The organism is Serratia symbiotica (assembly GCF_000821185.2).
Classification (GTDB): domain Bacteria; phylum Pseudomonadota; class Gammaproteobacteria; order Enterobacterales; family Enterobacteriaceae; genus Serratia; species Serratia symbiotica.
Genome location: NZ_CP050855.1, coordinates 2,349,435 through 2,365,354 on the forward strand (window position 1 = coordinate 2,349,435; position 15,920 = coordinate 2,365,354).

Annotated in this window: 9 protein-coding genes and 2 tRNA genes; 5 read left to right on the plus strand and 6 right to left on the minus strand. The window is 55.1% G+C overall.

Annotated elements, in window-relative coordinates; translation table 11 throughout:
- The first annotated feature begins 235 nt into the window (after positions 1–235).
- Both csdA and csdE read left to right on the plus strand, forming a co-directional pair.
- Positions 236–1,441 (plus strand): cysteine desulfurase CsdA, encoded by a 1,206-nt coding sequence (gene csdA, locus SYMBAF_RS11800; RefSeq protein ID WP_040266759.1) that lies wholly within the window; start codon positions 236–238, stop codon positions 1,439–1,441.
- A gap of 19 nt (positions 1,442–1,460) precedes the next feature.
- A complete protein-coding gene (gene csdE, locus SYMBAF_RS11805; RefSeq protein ID WP_040266761.1) occupies positions 1,461–1,895 on the plus strand; it encodes a cysteine desulfurase sulfur acceptor subunit CsdE in 435 nt (144 codons plus the stop codon).
- Here the strand turns inward: csdE and tcdA are convergent.
- Complete coding sequence (tcdA, locus tag SYMBAF_RS11810) at positions 1,886–2,692, minus strand: tRNA cyclic N6-threonylcarbamoyladenosine(37) synthase TcdA (protein WP_040266762.1); 807 nt, start codon at positions 2,690–2,692, stop codon at positions 1,886–1,888. The two genes, csdE and tcdA, sit on opposite strands and share 10 nt — an antisense overlap.
- 61 nt (positions 2,693–2,753) lie before the next feature.
- Positions 2,754–3,881, minus strand: a complete 1,128-nt coding sequence (gene mltA / locus SYMBAF_RS11815; RefSeq protein ID WP_052447851.1) for a murein transglycosylase A — start codon at positions 3,879–3,881, stop codon at positions 2,754–2,756.
- A 213-nt stretch (positions 3,882–4,094) separates the two neighbouring features.
- Between mltA and SYMBAF_RS11820 the strand changes: the two genes are divergently transcribed.
- Positions 4,095–4,171: transfer RNA gene (locus SYMBAF_RS11820), tRNA-Met, on the plus strand.
- A 61-nt stretch (positions 4,172–4,232) separates the two neighbouring features.
- Positions 4,233–4,309 (plus strand) — tRNA-Met (locus SYMBAF_RS11825).
- Between the two features lie 90 nt (positions 4,310–4,399).
- Here SYMBAF_RS11825 and amiC read toward each other — a convergent pair.
- On the minus strand, positions 4,400–5,650 hold the full coding sequence (gene amiC, locus SYMBAF_RS11830; RefSeq protein WP_040266764.1) for an N-acetylmuramoyl-L-alanine amidase AmiC: 1,251 nt from the start codon (positions 5,648–5,650) through the stop codon (positions 4,400–4,402).
- A 237-nt stretch (positions 5,651–5,887) separates the two neighbouring features.
- Here amiC and argA point away from each other — a divergent pair, with 237 nt between their 5' ends.
- Entirely contained in the window at positions 5,888–7,213 is a 1,326-nt protein-coding gene (argA, locus tag SYMBAF_RS11835) for an amino-acid N-acetyltransferase (RefSeq protein WP_040266767.1), read from the plus strand.
- Between the two features lie 23 nt (positions 7,214–7,236).
- Here the strand turns inward: argA and recD are convergent, their stop codons facing one another.
- From recD to ptrA, 3 genes are read right to left on the minus strand one after another with little or no spacing between them, the layout of a single operon-like run.
- Positions 7,237–9,078, minus strand: coding sequence for an exodeoxyribonuclease V subunit alpha (gene recD, locus SYMBAF_RS11840; RefSeq protein ID WP_040266769.1), 1,842 nt, complete (start codon positions 9,076–9,078; stop codon positions 7,237–7,239).
- On the minus strand, positions 9,078–12,626 hold the full coding sequence (gene recB, locus SYMBAF_RS11845; RefSeq protein ID WP_040266771.1) for an exodeoxyribonuclease V subunit beta: 3,549 nt from the start codon (positions 12,624–12,626) through the stop codon (positions 9,078–9,080). Before recB ends, recD begins: the two co-directional genes overlap by 1 nt.
- Positions 12,623–15,511 (minus strand): pitrilysin, encoded by a 2,889-nt coding sequence (gene ptrA / locus SYMBAF_RS11850; RefSeq protein ID WP_040266773.1) that lies wholly within the window; start codon positions 15,509–15,511, stop codon positions 12,623–12,625. Before ptrA ends, recB begins: the two co-directional genes overlap by 4 nt.
- Positions 15,512–15,920: the final 409 nt, after the last annotated feature.

Consider the following 15,920-nt stretch of genomic DNA (forward strand, 5'->3'; position numbering starts at 1 on the left):
TCCTTCCGCAGTGATTTTATGCAGAATCGCTTGATTTTCTGGGCTTTTTTTCTGAAATTTACGGGTCACTTTTATCCCTTTTCTTTCGGCTCAATAGGGTTGATCCGTTGCTCAACGTCATGGAGGGATCGCTGCCCCATGCCAGTGTGGTGTTCGCCTTTGGTTTTGATAACTTGTTTCCACTGGCAAAATAGGACAGGATCAGGCACTGACTCAAACCAATGATAATCAGGGTATGACACCTTTTAACCCCAGCATATTTCGTCAGCAGTTTCCCGCCCTCACGCAGGGCGGAATTTATCTGGACAGCGCCGCCACCGCGTTAAAACCGCTGGCGGTGATCGAAGCCACGAAGCAATGTTACTGTGACGATACCGCCACCGTGCACCGCAGCCAGCACCGTGCAGCACAAGATCTGACCGCTCGTTTTGAGCAGGCACGTAGCCTGGTGGCAGCGTTGATCAACGCACCTTCTGCCGACGATATCATCTGGACACGCGGCACCACCGAGGCGATCAACCTGGTAGCACAAAGCTACGCCCGGCCGCGCTTGCTACCGGGTGACGAAATTTTGGTGAGTGAAGCTGAGCACCACGCCAACCTGATCCCCTGGCTGATGGTGGCGGAACAAACGGGTGCTCAGGTTGTCAAGCTACCGATCGGTACCAATCGTCTGCCCGAGCTGGCGCGCCTGCCCTCCTTGCTTAACGACAAAACCCGCCTGTTGGCACTGGGGCAAATGTCCAACGTCACCGGTGGCTGCCCGGATCTGGCGCAAGCCATCACTCTGGCGCATAGTGCAGGCGCGCGAGTGATGATCGACGGTGCCCAAGGCATCGTGCATTGCCCAGCCGACGTTCAGCAGCTTGATATCGATTTCTACGCCTTCTCAGGCCACAAACTATATGGCCCGACTGGCATCGGCGCACTGTATGGTAAAAGCGAACTGCTGGCGCAGATGCCGCCTTGGCAAGGTGGCGGCAAAATGCTGACCCAGGCATCCTTTGGCGGCTTCACGCCTCAAAAACCGCCGCATTGCTTTGAAGCGGGTACACCGAATATTGCCGGCGTACTGGGGCTGGCCGCCGCGCTGAACTGGCTGGACGATCAGGATTGGTCGGCGGCGGAACGCTACAGCCGCGCTTTGGCTGACCAAGCTGAGCAACGGCTGGCGCAATTGCCGGGCTTTCGCAGTTTCCGCTGTTCTGGCTCCAGCCTGCTGGCGTTTGATATTGCGGGCATCCATCACAGCGACATTGTTACGCTGTTGGCTGCACATGGCATCGCACTGCGCAACGGCCAACACTGCGCCCAGCCGATGATGGCGGCGTTAGGCGTCAGCGGCACTTTGCGCGCTTCCTTTGCGCCCTATAATTCTCCGCAGGATGTCGATGCACTGGTGTCCGCATTGATCAACACTATCGACCTGTTGGCCAACTAAATTGACCACCAGAGACGCTATGCTCGCTCCCCATCCCTTTGGTCGTGAGATTACTACCACAGCGTTGATCGAGACCTTCAGCACGCTAAACCAATGGGAGGACCGCTATCGCCAGTTGATCATGCTGGCGAAACGGCTACCGCCACTGCCGGAAGCGCTACGGAAAACGGAAATGGCGTTGAGCGGATGTGAGAACCGGGTCTGGCTGGGACATCAGCGGTTGTCCGATGGCACGCTGCATTTTTATGGTGACAGCGAAGGCCGCATCGTGCGCGGTCTGCTGGCAGTATTGCTAACCGCCGTTGAGGGCAAAACGCCGCAACAACTCGCCGTACTGGAACCACTGGCGTTGTTTGATCACCTGGCTTTATGCCATCAGCTTAGCGCCACCCGCGCCAGCGGGTTAGCGGCGTTGGCTGCTGGGGTGCAGGCGATCGCTGCCCGCTACCTCTGACGCGCCACTTTTGCCAGCATTTTTTTCAGCACGTGGGACACAGCCACAAAACCAAAAGTGGCGGTAACCATAGTCGCAGCGCCAAACCCCGCGCTGCAATCCATTCTTTTTGGCCCATCGGCTGTGCTACGCGATGCGCATACCGAACCGTCTGGCTGTGGGTAGACCAAGGGTTCGCTGGAGAATACGCAGTCGATACCCAACTTACCCTTGCCATTTTTCACCACGTTGAAATCATGCTTCAGCCGCGCGCGCAGCTTGGCTGCTAGCGGGTCTTGGATGGTTTTCGCCAGATCGGCCACTTCTATCTTGGTCGGGTCAATTTGCCCGCCGGCACCACCAGTGGTCACTACCGGGATCGAGTAGCGACGGCAATAAGACAGCAGCGCTGCCTTGGGACGCACGCTATCGATGGCATCGATCACATAGCTGAAATTGTGATCCAATAACTCAGCGACATTGTCTGGGGTAATAAAATCGTCGATACAGGTTACCTGGCATTCTGGGTTGATTGCCAGAATACGCTCCGCCATCACTTCAGTTTTCGACTGGCCGACATGCTGACGCAATGCATGGATCTGACGGTTGGTATTGGTGACACAGACATCATCCATGTCGATCAAGGTAATAGCACCGATGCCAGTGCGCGCCAGCGCCTCAGCCACCCAGGAACCCACGCCACCAATGCCAATCACGCAGATGTGTGCCTGCGCAAACAACGCCAACGCCGAATGGCCATACAGCCGTGCCGTGCCGCCAAAACGTTGTAAATAGGCTGCTGAATACGTTGTACTCATAACGATTTAATTACCTTTATAGTGCAAGCGGACAGTCCGCCCCTTGTCGTTCAATACGCGCTTAGCGGTTAAGCAGTGACACCACCGCTGTGCGGGTTGGCACTGAAAGCTGCGCGCCGCTAGTGCCGCTCAACACCCAAACGCGGCCATAGTGGTTATAGTAACCGGCCGAGTGACCAGCCGCCGGCCCGATGCCCTGATACAGGTCAAAATGCTGCCCCTTGATGGCACCACCGACATCGAGTGCAACCATCAGGCGCATCTCATATTTTCCCGTGAATTGACCTTTATTGTCCAGCAGCGGTACTTCAGCCAGCAATGTGGTGCCAGCCGGGATCAGCGAGCGATCAGACGCCACCGAAGCTTTAGCGATCAATGGCACTGCGCTGGCACCTTTCACCGATGCGAAAGCTTCTGGACGGAAAAATACGAAAGAGGGATTCTGCTCAAGCAGTTCGCGCAATTCCGCCGCGCTATGGCTAGCGGCCCACTGATGGATCGCCTGCAACGACATATCCGCCTGAGCCACTGCACCGCGATCGATCAGTACCTTGCCAATGCTACGGTAGGCATGGCCATTTTTGCCCCCATAGCCGAAGAAGACCAGTGGCTGACCATTGCCATAATCCACATAGCCGCTACCCTGAACTTCCATCATAAAGTTATCTATCAGCGAGTTGGTGTAAGCGATGATGTAGCGATCGTCCAGTGCACCGGAATAGATGCTTGCACGGTTAGGCAAAGGTTTTTTGCCTTTCGGCGGCATGCGGTAGAGCGGGTAGCGGAACGCCCCCTGTTGGGTGTAGCGCGCCTGCAACACTGGTGTATAATAGCCAGTAAACTGCACGTTGCCATAGTTATCGACACCTTTCATCTGGTCAGCGCTGAGTCCATACTGGTTCAATTGACCTGTATCAGCACCCGCTGATAGCCAATTTTGCACCGCCTGGTAAGTCGTATTGTGGCGCTCAAAGAGCGCAGGGGCGGCATACTTGATCTCCAGCAACTGATTCAAGTAATCCTGAGCGTTGACCAGCACGCCCTTGGCGTTAGGCTGATTGACTCGTTCCATCGCCTGATCTAAACGACCATCCTTATATTGCTGCCCACGATCAGTCGGCTTAGACGAACATCCCACCAGCACCCCCACTAACCCACCCAGCAGATATTTATTCCAACGCCCTTTCATCGCACACTCTCATACTGAATGATATATCGGCTGAACGATAACAAACGCCTATCGATAAAGGAATCGCTGCAAATAAAAAAACCAGATAGCGGGATGATGATGAAAAAGAATGCAATTTGCGGTTAAATTCAGCATAAAAACGATTTTCTACCAATAAATTGCAAAAAGGGTTTGCAACAAAATGCACGGAGAGTATAGTGCGCATCCATCGGACGCGGGGTGGAGCAGCCTGGTAGCTCGTCGGGCTCATAACCCGAAGGTCGTCGGTTCAAATCCGGCCCCCGCAACCAACCGATACTGCGCCAGCAGTATCCGTATAGGTCGGGTTCGATAACACAGTATCAAGACGGACGCGGGGTGGAGCAGCCTGGTAGCTCGTCGGGCTCATAACCCGAAGGTCGTCGGTTCAAATCCGGCCCCCGCAACCAATCTTGATAACAACAGCAAAACACCCTCCAGGGTGTTTTTTAGCATTAGAGACCGGTTAAAACCGGCCCCATCCGCAGACAACACCGCCATTATCTACTTGCCAATGCACCGCCGTTAGCAAAGTACGCCTTGATCCCCGCCAGAACAGACTCCGCCACCTGCTGCTGGAAATGATGGGTGCGCAACCTGCGCTCTTCTTCTAGGTTGCTAATAAACGCTGTTTCAACCAGAATCGAAGGTATATCCGGAGCCTTTAACACCGCAAAGCCCGCCTGCTCGACACGATTTTTATGCAACCGATTAATTTTTCCCATCCGGTTCAGCACTTCATTGCCGAATTTCAGGCTGTCATTAATGGTCGCCGTCTGCACCAGATCGAACAAGGTATGATCGAGATAACGGTCACCGCTTTTACTGACGCCGCCGATTTGGTCTGAGGCGTTTTGGGTCTGTGCCAAGAACTTGGCCGCCGAGCTGGTGGCACCTTTGGTCGATAGTGCGAATACCGATGAACCGCGTGCTGCCCGGCTGGTAAAGGCATCGGCGTGAATGGAAACGAACAAATCAGCACGCTGTTTACGCGCCTTGGCGACACGTACCTTGAGCGGAATAAACACATCGTCATTACGCGTCATAAACACTTTCATCGCAGGTTCACGTTTGATCAACGCGCTCAACTTGCGGGCAATTTGCAACACGATGTCCTTCTCGCGCGTCTTGAGCATGCCAATCGCGCCGGGATCCTCACCACCATGGCCAGGATCTAACATGATGATAATCGGCCGATCGCGCCCCGCATTGCCAGCCTGCGCCGCCTCTACTGGCAACGTGCGATCCAGAACGCCTTGGTTGTAATCTTCCAGTAACGCCAATAACGGATCATACTCCGTGCCACTACCGCCCTTGGTGGGATAGAGATCCAGCACCAACCGGTGGCGATACTCTGGCACCGGTGCCAGCGAGAATATGTGTGGGCTGACGCTGTGCTTAAGTTCCAGCACTAGCCGCACAGTGTGTTGATCAAACTGGCCAACGCGCACCTGCTTGAGGTAAGGATCGTCGGCGTGAACCTGGCTAGCGATGCCCTTCAGCACACTGTTGAGATGCACACCAACGATATCCACCACCACACGGTCAGGATTGGTCAGCACAAACTGTTGGTATTTCAGCGCGACGTTAGATTCGAGCGTGATGCGAGTATAGGTGGAAGAAGGCCATACACGCACGGCGATGACATGTGATGCTGCTGCGAAGCCTGCGTGACTCACACTCAGCAACCAACTGGCAGCAGCCCCTTGTAATAAACGGCGGCGCCCCAGATTGTGATTTAAGTTTGGCATGTGGCTCCGACAGTGATAACTGATTAAAGTAGATGAAAAAAACACCAGTCAAACGGAAGTGCCGAAAACTTTAACCAATCATGCCAACCCTGTCACCAGAAAATCTTTTTATAGTTTTCAATTTATTACCATTCAGTGCGGTTAACACAGAAATTAAGATAATTTCTCGCTTGCTATCCACACAAAAAAGAATAAAAATACAAAAATAACGTATAAATATGCATATGAGGGTTTGCCGTGAAGGAACGTAGTACAGAGCTGGTTCAAGGATTTCGTCACTCAGTTCCCTATATTAACGCCCATCGGGGCAAGACATTTGTCGTCATGCTTGATGGGGAAGCTATCAAGCATGAGAATTTTCCCAGCATCGTCAACGATATCGGCCTGCTGCATAGCTTGGGTATTCGTCTGGTGGTAGTTTATGGTGCAAGGCCACAGATCGACAACAATCTGGCGCTGCATCATTATCAACCTATTTATCACAAGCATACTCGGGTCACTGATGCCCTTACACTTGAGTGGGTTAAACAGGCTGCCGGCTTACTGCAACTGGACATCACCGCCCAGCTATCAATGAGCCTCAATAATACCCCGCTACAGGGTGCGCACATCAACGTAGTCAGCGGCAACTTTATCATCGCCCAACCTCTCGGCATCGATGACGGCGTGGATTATTGCCATAGCGGGCGTATCCGCCGTATTGATGAAAAGGCTATCCACCACGAACTTGCCAACAACGCCATCGTGTTGATCGGCCCAGTGGCCGTGTCGGTGACTGGCGAAAGCTTTAACCTAAGCTCGGAAGAAGTTGCCACTCAGTTGGCGATCAAGCTGAAGGCGGAGAAAATGATCGGTTTCTGTTCCTCACAGGGTGTGACCGATCCACAAGGCAACGTCATTTCTGAACTCTCCCCTAACGACACGCAAAAATGCATTGAGCAGCGGGAAGAGCGCGGTGACTATCATTCCAGTACTGTGCGTTTCCTGCGCGGCGCAGTAAAAGCCTGCCGCAGCGGGGTGCGCCGCAGCCACTTAATCAGCTATCAGGAGGATGGCGCGTTGGTACAGGAGCTGTTCTCGCGCGATGGCATCGGCAGCCAAATCGTTATGGAGAGTGCCGAACAGGTGCGCCGTGCAACTATCGACGATATCGGAGGCATCCTGGAGTTGATCCGCCCGCTGGAGCAGCAGGGCATTCTAGTACGCCGTTCACGTGAGCAACTGGAGATGGAAATCGACAAGTTCACCATTATCGAACGCGATAATCTGACCATTGCCTGCGCTGCGCTGTACCCGTTTCCAGAAGAGACAATCGGCGAAATGGCTTGCCTAGCAGTACATCCAGACTACCGTAGTTCTTCGCGCGGCGAAATTCTGCTGCAACGGGTGGAAAGCCAGGCGCGACAAATGGGCCTGCAAAAACTGTTCGTACTGACCACCCGCAGCATCCATTGGTTCCAAGAGCGCGGCTTTACTCCGGCTGAAGTCGAGGTACTTCCGATACAAAAAAAGTCGCTATACAACTACCAGCGACGCGCCAAAATTCTGCTGGCGGAGCTGTAACCCCTGCTGTGCTCTTCTGCCGTCTATTCCTCACTCCGCAAGCGTTCAGCCAAACCGCTGCGACGCTGGGTTGGCGTGCAAATCGCCTTCATCAACACCCCATCGGCGGCGTATAGCGAAAGCCGAGTACGTGCACGAGTGATGGCGGTATAGACCAACTCACGGGTCAGCAACGGCAGGAAATGGGTCGGCAACACCAACAGCGTATGATCAAACTCAGAACCCTGGGATTTATGCACAGTCATCGCGTAGGCAGTTTCATGCGCGGGCAAACGGCTTGGCTGCACCGATTTGACGCTACCGTCCGGCAGAAGGAAATGCACGCGCAACTCACCGCGCCCATCCCGCAAGGCAATACCGATATCACCGTTATACAACCCCAACGCACTGTCATTACGCCCGATCATCACTGGTCGCCCAAGATACCAGCGCCCCAGTGAGCGGTGGATCAACCCGGCATGCTGCAACCCGGACTCGATACGCTGGTTCAACCCGGCAACGCCGAATGGCCCTACACGCAGCGCGCACAACACTTGAAAACAGCCGAATGCTGCCAGCACCGTCGCGGCATCGGCCCCAGCACTCACCTGTTTCAGGTAATCGCGGTATCCCGCCACACACACCGCCAACAGCGCCTGGTATTCTTCAGTGGTCGCCAGCGAATAACCCGCAACATCGCTGAAACCACCGTCAATCACTGACCGCGCCCGTGCAACATCACCAACATTGACTGCCTGCGCCAATTGGCCGATGCCAGATTTGGCGTCAAAGCGATAGCTCTTGCGCAGTAAACATAGGCTGTCGCGCACCGCTGCTTCTGCCCGCGCTTGCTGCCCCCGCAATAGGCAGCCGGTCAAACGGCTTAGCTCTGCGGCACGCGCCTCGCTGTACCCCTGTTCGGCAAAACGACAAATATCACCCAACACCGCCCCCGCTTCTACCGAGGCCAATTGATCACGGTCACCGAGGAAAATCACCCGCGCCCGTTCCGGCAAAGCGGCAATCAAACGCGCCATCATCGGCAAATCGACCATTGACGCCTCATCCACCACCAGCACATCCAGATGCAGCGGATTACCGCGATGATAGCGCATGCGTTGGCTGTTGGGTTGCACACCCAACAGCCGATGCAGCGTTGCAGCTTCAGTCGGGAATAACGCCTGCTGCGTCGGCGTTAACGCCAGCTTACGGCTGGCGCTGCCAAGCGACTCAGTCAACCGCGCTGCCGCTTTGCCCGTCGGTGCCGCCAATTGAATACGTAGCCGCGCGCGCTCATCGAGCTGCACCAGTGCCGCCAGTAATTTGGCCACGGTGGCAGTTTTACCGGTACCTGGCCCACCGGAAATCACCGCAATTCGCCGGGTCACGGCCACCGCAGCGGCAATTTTCTGCCAGTCCGGTTCATCGGTAGCCGCACCAAACAACCGATCGAGAATAGCGCGCAACTGAGCTTCATCTACTACCTGATGTTCGCGGTCGCTGCTGATAAATACCGCCACCTCACCTTCGCTCTGCCACATGCGCTGTAAGTACAGGCGTTGACCCTGCAACACCAGCGGCGTAGCACCGCTGCCATCACCAACTGCGGCGCAGGCCATCAGACGCTGCCGCCAGCGGGCGATATCCGGTTGCCCGGCGGCCAACCAGACGGCCTGTGCCAGTTCTGGCTGCCGCCCTGCAAACAATTGCCCCATCTGTAGCTGATCCAACATCAAGCAAACATGACCGGCCCCTGCCTCTGCGCTCAGGCAGGCCGCCGCCAGCAGAATATCGGGTTCATCTTTGGCCGCTACCACACCAGCGAACTGCACATCCAGTGGCCTCAGCACACCAAGCGCCACCGCCTGATCCAGCAGCGCAATCATCATTCATCCTCCCCCGCAGCAGCGTCACCACTGAACAACAAATCCATGCCTTCCACCAATTGTTGTTCCGGGCGGCAGGCAAAAATGCCATTGCCCGGATGCAGCGCATCAACACCGCGTAAGAATAGGTAAATGACCCCGCCAAAATGGCGCTGGTAGTCGTAGTCCGCCAGCCGATGGCGCAGATAGCGATGCAACGCCAGGGTATAGAGCTGATATTGCAGGTCATAGCGATGTTCCGCCATCGCACGTTCCATCGCTGGCCGGGTATAAGCGCTGCTGTCCTCGCCCAGCCAGTTGGATTTGTAGTCCAGCAAATAGTATTTGTCCTGCCAGCAGAACACCAAATCGATAAAGCCTTTGAGCATGCCTTGAACCTGCTGGAAATCCAGCACCGGACAGCGAGCAGACAGCGGATCGTGGCGTTTTACCAGTTCATCAAGCTCGTGTGCCTGTAACACCCGGTTAATCGGCAGATAGAACTGCAACTCGGCCTGCTTGTGCTGCGGTGCCAACGCTGCCAAGGTCACCCCGCTGTCATTCAGCGGGGTAGTGAGCAGCACCTGCACCCATGCCAGCAAAATAGGCTGCCAGTGATCGGCAAAACCCTGCTGTTGCAACTGTTTCAACAGCCACTGTTCGTCCAGCGGCTGAGTAAAGTCCAGTGTCTCGAACACACTGTGCAGAAAGGTGCCGGGTGCCGCACCACGCGGGAAGGTATGGGCCGTGAGTGCTGGCTCTCCTTTTTCCGCTTGCTCCCCAGCAGCATCGATATCCAACTGTGGCAACAAATCCTGCATCAGATTCCCACCGTGCTGCCGCAGGCCGGTATAGCTGGTAACCCGCCAGAAATCTTGGATCTGGCGGGTGAAATCTTTTGCTGCCAGCTTTGTCGAGATGGCTGCTTGCGGTTGCCAAGGCTGCTCGTTTAGCGTCTCGACCCGCGAAAGCACAACACCGCTGCCAGCCAACTGCTGCAAACATTCATGCAAGTAAGCCGCATCACCCGCTTGCCCAGCCTGCACCAAATAGCCCAATGCGCTACGATGCACATCTGTGCCACCCTGCTTCTTGCGTGCGCCCTGGATCAACGGCGCAATGCCGATGCTGCTGTGATATACCGAGCGAGTCAACGCCACGTACAGCAAGCGCAGATCTTCCGCCAAGCGTTCTTCTTCCGCCCAAGCCAGGCTATCTTCATTAACGTTGAGATCCAACAGCGCCTGGAAGCTGTGGCGATCGTGATACAGTGCCTGCTGCTGCTGGCGGAAATTGCCGACAAATGGCAGCCATACGAGATCGAACTCCAGCCCTTTGGATTTGTGGATAGTGATCACCTGCACCAGATGACGATCGCTCTCCAGCCTCAATTGCTGGTTATCGGACTGGCGGTTAGGCTGTGCGATTTGCTGTGCCAGCCAGCGAACCAACGCATGCTCGCTGTCAAGCTGCGCAGCGGCTTCCTGCAACAGTTCACCCAAGTGCAGCACGTCAGTCAGACGCCGTTCACCACCAGGGCTAGCCAGCAGGTTTTCCGCCAGATAGCGTGTTTTCATCACTTCGCTCAGCATCGGCAATACACCGCGATGCCGCCAGAGCGTGCGGTATTTATCGAACTCGTCCACCAATGCATCCCAGGCGAGTTCGTCGCTGCTCAAGCCAGCCAACGTTGGCGCATCCAGCCCCATCAGCCCGGTTGCCATAGCACTACGCAACGTGCGTTCCTGCTCCGGCACCAGCACCGCCTGCAACAGCCACAGCAGATCTTTGGCTTCCGGCGTGTCGAATATGCTGTCGCGGTTGGAAAGATAAACTGAGGGGATCGACAGCGCACTGAGCGCATCACGCACTAGCGCTGCTTCATTGCGGCTGCGTACCAGCACCGTGATATTCGACGCCTGCACCGGCCTGCGACATTTACCGTTATCCAGCCAAGCCTGCCCTTGCTGCCCGGCACTGAGCCAGTCACGGATTTGCGTGGCGCATAGCCGTGCCATCAGTTGTTGGTAATCACTTACACCAACACCTTCGCCCTGTTGCAACCAGAACTGCATCGCTGGCTGTGACTGGTTGTACAGTTCAAACACCAGCCCTTGATTCTTTTCCGCCGCGCTGACCTCAATAAAGGGGATTTGACCAAACAGGAAGGGTTTTTCCAATTGGCAAAACAGCGTATTGACGCTGGCGACCATCGCAGGAGACGAGCGCCAGTTTGTTTCAAGGGTATAGTGTGCGCTCACCTCAGAACGGGCGCGCATATAGGTGAAAATATCAGCACCCCGGAAGGCGTAAATAGCCTGTTTTGGATCGCCAATCAGCAGCAAGCCACAGTCCTGCTGACCGACATAAAGTTTCTGGAAGATGCGGTATTGCTGCGGGTCAGTATCCTGGAATTCGTCGATCATCGCCACCGGGTAGCGTTGACGGATCGCCTGTGCCAATTGCTCCCCCCCTACGTTTTGCAATGCACTGTCCATTCGGCTAAGCAGATCGTCAAAACCCAGCTCAGCGCGCTGGCGTTTCTCCTGCTGAATCGAGCGGCGTATTTCGCTGAGCGCACGCGCTATAATCAGGTCGCGCAGCGTCAAGGGAGCGGCAAAAAGTTCATCAATAGCAGTAAACAATGCATGACGCGGCGCTTCACCCTGCTTGGTTTTTTCCAACAATACCGACTGGCGGAATTTATCCAGTTCTTTCGGTAACTGGTAATCCAAGGTTTCCTTCATCGCCCACTCACCGACTTTGCCTAACCAATTCGGCAGGTGTTTGCTGCTGTAGCTGCGCTTATCGGCACCGGACTGGCGGATTAATGTCTCCAGATCACCTGCAACCTTCTGCCAATGCGCCTTGATAGCGTCTATGCGCGCCACGATTTGCTCATGGCGCGTTAGCACTGTTTCTTCATCCTTAGGCGGCTGGCGCAGTGTTGGCGCTTCGCCATGCAAATAGTCGGAAAGATCGGCTAGCAGCGCCTCTGGGCCGTTCCACTCTTGGCTAACCACACGGGCAATGCCCAAGGGTAGCGGGTAGCAGTGGCGACGCCAGAAGTCGGCACACGCCTGCCGACGTAGCGGTAGTTCGTCCCGCACCAGCGTTTGTTCAAACAGCATGCCGGATTCGAAAGCATTGTGGGTCAGCATGCGCTGGCAAAAGCCGTGGATGGTATAAATCGCCGCTTCGTCCATCTGCCGCTCGGCCGAGAGCAATTGCGCAGCGGCATCGGACAGATCGTCAATCTCATCCAACAGCGCCGAAAACAACGGTTCTGGGCTTTTGCCACGCACGCAAGCAAGGCGCAGCTCGTGAATATTGTTGCGAATACGCCCGCGCAATTCCTCGGTGGCGGCCTCGGTAAAGGTCACGACCAGGATTTCTTCGACCGTCAACGGCCGGTAGAATGCCGCGTCCTGACCAAGCCCCAGTAGCAGCCGCAGGTAAAGCGCGCCAATAGTGAAGGTTTTGCCCGTTCCCGCCGATGCTTCAATCAGCCGCTCACCAAACAGTGGCAACGTCAGCGGATCAAGCCTCTGCGGAACCTTCTCGGTCATGGTGTCGCCACCTTGCGCGGTAGCACCTTCTGCAATGCGGAGGCGTTAGGATAGGTGACCCAACCCTTCGGCTCAGCATAGTCTGCTTTATCTTGGCCGCTGCCACTGAGCTGCGACAGCAGCGCCAGCCCCTGCGGCTGGATCACCGCCTGATGGAAGTAGCCCGCCAACGTGGCTGCCGTCAGTTGCATAACCTGCACAATCAGCTTCTGACGCGTATCAAAAGCAAAATTACTGCGATCAAAATCGTCGGCAAAGCGGCTGGCTTCTTCGCCAAGGGTTTGTGGCCGCTGCTTCAGTTCGTTGATCAGCGCTTGCTGGTACTGTTGGAAGTCCGCATCACTCATTTCACGCAGGCTTTTTTCCGTTTTTAAGTAGAAATCTTGGTAACGCTGATACAAGTACGCTGGCTGTTTGCTATTGCTCTGCAATAGGAAGCCGACACCCCATTGGCGACCTACCGATATCGGGAAGGCGAATAGCGCATAACCTAATTGTTCCTTAATGCGCAATTGGCTATAGAACCACGGCTGGATAATCTGCCCCAACAACGCGCTATAGGCCATGCTGACGACTTCGTCGTAGCCGGTCGGTACATAAACCGCCGCCAGTGCCGAGTCAGTGCTACTGGCCGCTCGTTGTAAGTTGGCCAATTGGTGCTTGTCCACCACCACCTCTTCGCCATGCCACCACGCAACACCACTGCACCCCAGGCGCTGCTTCAGTGCCGAGGCCAGAGTAGAAACCTGCCGCTCGTTCATATTCCCCACCACCAGCAGTTCCAGCCTAGCCTCCACCAGTAGGCTGTCGCGGTAAGCCAAGACATCTTTTAGCGTCAGGGTTTTCAGCACATCACGGCGCTCACTGCGCTCCGAGTATGGCACGCGAGAAATCATTTTCACTGGCTGGATCGCCAACTCAAAGGCTTTGCCCTTCTCGGCAGAATCCAACTGTTCTAGATACCAGGATTTAGCTTGCGCCAGTTGCTCCTCTGTCGGGGTAAAACTGGCGTAGTCTTCAATCAGCGAGCTTAACAGTTGCGGCAGACGCTGGGTAAAACCATTGGCGTTAATCATCAGGCCGTTGTTCAGCGAGGTAGAGAAGCTTAAACCGCCAACCGATGCCTGATAGCTCAGTTGATCCAGCGCGATGCCAGCCAGATAATCTGTCAAAGAGAATAGCACCTGATTACGTGCAGAATTCATGGCTTTGGCATTGCGCAAAGCAACGGTAACGTCAGCCTTAGGATCGTCGGCAAAATAACGGCTCGGCATGTACAGTACACGCAAACCCGGCTGATCCACCACCGGCTGCGGTTTTTTGAACTCGCGCGACGGTTTGGTCAGGGTAAAGCTATCTGGAATATAAGGGTTCAGTGCTGGCAACGACAGGGAGATGCCTCTTCCCAACTGCTGCCACTGTGCAAAACGCTGTGGAGTTATTTTATCCACCTGGTAGGGTGCATTAACGAAATAGGCCGTCTTGTTGTGCATCTCGCTCGGGCTAATGAACCAAATGCGCGCGTTTTGCGGCGTCATGGCATCCAGACGCTCGGCGATTGCCTTGGCATCATAACGATCCGCCAGATAAGACGAGTCCAATGCGTGTTCGACCGGCACGCGCAGCAGGGTATCCACCAGCCATTCAATGTAGCCGATGTCACGAGTGATCGACGGGTAGCGGAAATTCAGATTCAGAACCTGTGAAATCTCGTCAAAGTAACTCTGCTTGATGCCTTTGCTGCGCAGCATTTTCAGGTAGTTGAAAATAGCCGCCACCACCTCATCACGCTGAGCCAGACCTTTATCGGTCAGCGATACGCTGATCGAGAATACGCCACCATTGCGATCCACCATCGGATCAGCACCAGCGTTAATGGCATCCGCTAGTCCCTGTTTCTGCAACCAATCGGACAAGGTATTTTTGCTGCGGTTGCCAATCAGGTAGCTGATGTAGGTATCAGTTTTGCTGCGGAACGCCGCGCTATTGTTGCTGATAGGGAATTCGACTTTCAGTCGTTTGCGCGGTTGGGCAGGCACATAGTGAATAATGATGCTTTGTTGCTCCGGCAAGACGGACGGTACGGTGATAGGCGGCACGCTAGCATTATGATTCGCCACCCGGCCAAAAGTTTTGGCGGCGATTTCCGCTAGCTGTGGCAATGACTGGTTGCCGTACAGCACCCCCACCATCAGGTTGGCGGAATAATAGCGTTTATAGAAGTCGGTCAGTTCATCGTGCAGTTTGCTGCTCGGCTTATCCTTCAAGGTTTCGAGGTTGCCGCCGGAGAAACGCGCGCTAGGATGCGCCGGATTCAGCGTTTCTGCCCTAACCTGCGCCATACGCATGCCGTCGTGTGAACGCGCCATCGTCAGCTCGGCGTTAACCGCATGGCGCTCGCGATCAGCATTGCCCGGCTCCAGCAGTGGTTCCGCAATGGCATCCGCCATGCGATCAGCCGCAGGCTCCAGCGCGTCATTCTCCACGGTCAAATAGAACGCGGTGCGGTAGGAGGCTGTACTGGCGTTGTGGCTTCCACCGTGTTTTTTCAAAAATTCCGACAGATTTTCTGACTGCGGATAACGCTTGGATCCCATCAGCACCATGTGTTCCAGGTAGTGAGCCAATCCTAGCTGGCTGTTCGGATCTTCCAGCGAACCGACCGGCAGCGCCAATGCCGCCAGCGATTTTGGTGCCTGAGCATCGGAAACCAGCAGCACCGTCATGCCGTTCACCAGTTTGATCGCCTGATAGTGTCGCGCATCTTTTGGGCTTTTGTTAATCTTCTCTGCCAGCGGTTGCCATCCCTGTGCCGCCGAGATGAACGGCACCCAACATATTGCCAAGCATACTAGCCTGGTGATACGGGCCAACTGTCTACGCATAGCCAAAACCTCTATTCTGACACCATTTCGCCAATGCCTTGACGTTAATGGTATTCGTCAAAACCACACAATTAAAATCTTTACCCGATGGATTTCAAGATGCAGCTTGAAAAACGATGGGAATATACGCCTGTACGTTATGTAAGACTGGAGTAGCCCAATGGTTGAATATCACCTCAATTATTTTTACCGTATCCCCGGCACCCAGGCTGTGGCCCGAAATTACCCGTAACATTTGAACGATCAGTAAGGCGGTTGATGGAATAAATAAGCGGCTCATCACCTATGGTCGCTCAAATGGCCTCCGCCCTTCGGGTCGCGCCCAAAAGCCAGTACTCTGCGTTGTCGGGCTTGAACATAGCCCCTGCCCCCTCCGCCTTGATGACGCGATTTTGGGTCTGTGACGCCG